The organism is Dietzia sp. DQ12-76 (assembly GCF_014145045.1).
In the GTDB taxonomy this organism is placed as follows: domain Bacteria; phylum Actinomycetota; class Actinomycetes; order Mycobacteriales; family Mycobacteriaceae; genus Dietzia.
In genome coordinates this window covers 10,782-12,805 of the sequence record NZ_JAALDV010000169.1, presented here as the reverse complement: position 1 = coordinate 12,805, position 2,024 = coordinate 10,782, and the positions used below count along the sequence as shown (strand labels likewise).

The window sequence follows — 2,024 nt, the reverse complement described above, 5'->3', positions numbered from 1 at the left end:
CCGATGCCGTGCCCGGTGCGGTGGATGAAGAGCTCACCGAGTCCCGCCGCCGCGAGGTGATCGCGCGCCGCCGCGTCGACCTCGCCGATCGCGATTCCCGGTCGCACGGCCTCGCGGGCCAGGCGCTGCGCCTCCTCAAGAACGGCGTAGGTCTCGGCGGCGTCGGCCGGCGGTGCGCCCATCGAGTAGGTGCGGGTGCAGTCCGAGTGGTACCCGCTCGGGAGCGGTCCCCCGATGTCCACGACGACGATGTCGCCCCGCTCGATCACCCGGTCGGAGACACCGTGGTGGGGGTCGGCGCCGTTGGGTCCCGACCCGACGATCACGAACTCGGCGTGCGTGAGCCCCTCCTGCTCGATGGCCGCGGTGATCAGCTCACCCACCTGCGCTTCGGTGCGGCCGACCACGAGGAACTCACCCATCCGGGCGTGGACCGCGTCGATGCGACGGGCGGCCTCGGCGAGCTGGTCGATCTCTGAAGGGGTCTTGACGGCCCGCACGTGGTCGATCACCTCCGAGGCGAGGACCACCTCGCCGTCGACGCCCAGCTGGAGCGGCACGAGGTGGAGGGCAGGCATCGCGGTGGACACGGCGACGCGGCCGGACACCGTGCCCGCCACGAGCGGCACCGCATCCGTTCCGTCAGCCCAGGGGTGCAGGTCCGCACCCACCCGGTCGGCTGCCGCGCGGACGGCGTCGGTGAGCTCGAGGGCCGGGACGACGAGGAGGGGCACCCCGCCGCCGACGGGGACGACCATCGCCGTGAGGCGCTCGTGGGAGTCCATGCGTTCACCGGTGAGGTAGGCCATGTCCTCTCCGGAGTACACCACCACGTGGTCGATGCCGATCTCCCGCGCGCGGTCGCACACGGCCGTGAGTCGTCGGGCGTGGAGGTCCGGGGAGTCGGTGCTCATCCCCCCACCCTAGGGTCTTCCGGTTCGCCGCCGCCCGGTCGTGTCGATGCCGTGAACCGCTGGCGACGGTGCACGGGGCGACTATCCTGGCGCCGGGCCGACACCCGGCCCGATCCCGACCGGAGGAGGCGCGGTGTCCCAGGGCCCGCTCATGGTTCTCGACAGCGCCGGCCTGTGGTTCCGCGCGTTCCACTCGGTACCGGAGAAGATCACCGGGCCGGACGGTGCACCGGCCAACGCGGTGCGCGGGTTCTGCGACATGGTGTCGGTACTGCTCGAGGAGTACTCGCCGACGGGCCTGGTGGTCGCCCTCGACCGAGAGTGGCGCCCCGACTGGCGCGTCGAGCTGCTGCCCTCGTACAAGGCCCACCGGGTCGGCGACGACGGCGGTGAGGACGCGCCCGCCTCACTCCACCCCCAGGTCGGTGCGATACAGCAGATCCTCACAGCGGCCGGCATCACGCAGGCGTCCGCTTCCGACGCGGAGGCCGACGACGTTCTGGCGGAGCTCGCCGCCCGCGACCGTGAGGTGCTGGTGGTGACCGGAGATCGAGACCTGTTCCAGCTGGCGTCCGCGACCACCACGGTCGTGTACGTGGGGGCGGGGATGAGAAAGCGCCTCGCGTACACCCCGGAGGTCGTCGCGGAGCGATTCGACCTGCCCGCCGGCGACGATGCGCGGGTGTACGCGGACTACGCGGTGCTGGTCGGTGACGCCTCTGACGGTCTGCCGGGGGTGGCGGGTATCGGCACCAAGACCGCGGCCTCCCTCTTGCGGGAGTACGGAGACCTCGACGGCATCGTGGCGGCCGCCGAGGACGAGGGGTCGGGCCTCGCCGCGCGGCATCGCAGGGCGGTCCTCGAGGCCGCCGACTATCTGACCGCCGCCCGCGGGGTGGTCCGGCTCCGGACGCGGGGTGTCGAGACGGAGTTCGAGGGGGATGCCGACGGTCGGCGAGGACCCGTGGACCGCGAGAAGTTGGATCTCCTGGGAGAGGCGACCGGGCAGAGCCGAGCGATCGGACGTCTGGAGAAGGCCGCCTCGGTGCTCGACCCGGCCTGATCAGGCCATGTGGTCGAGGACGACGCCGCGACGCAGTGACCCCACGG

The 2,024-nt window shown here is 72.3% G+C and carries 2 protein-coding genes; one reads left to right on the top strand and one right to left on the bottom strand.

All coding sequences use genetic code 11. The annotated features are described in order from the left end of the window. Positions 1-914, bottom strand: a 914-nt coding sequence (locus G6019_RS07110) for a M24 family metallopeptidase (RefSeq protein WP_182627284.1), incomplete at its 3' end; no start/stop codon positions are given. A 133-nt stretch (positions 915-1,047) separates the two neighbouring features. On the opposite strand from G6019_RS07110, the gene G6019_RS07105 reads away from it, so the two are divergent. After that, positions 1,048-1,977 carry a 5'-3' exonuclease gene (locus G6019_RS07105; RefSeq protein WP_182612869.1) on the top strand — a complete coding sequence of 310 codons (930 nt, stop codon included), beginning with the start codon at positions 1,048-1,050 and terminating at the stop codon, positions 1,975-1,977. The last annotated feature ends 47 nt before the right edge of the window (positions 1,978-2,024 follow it).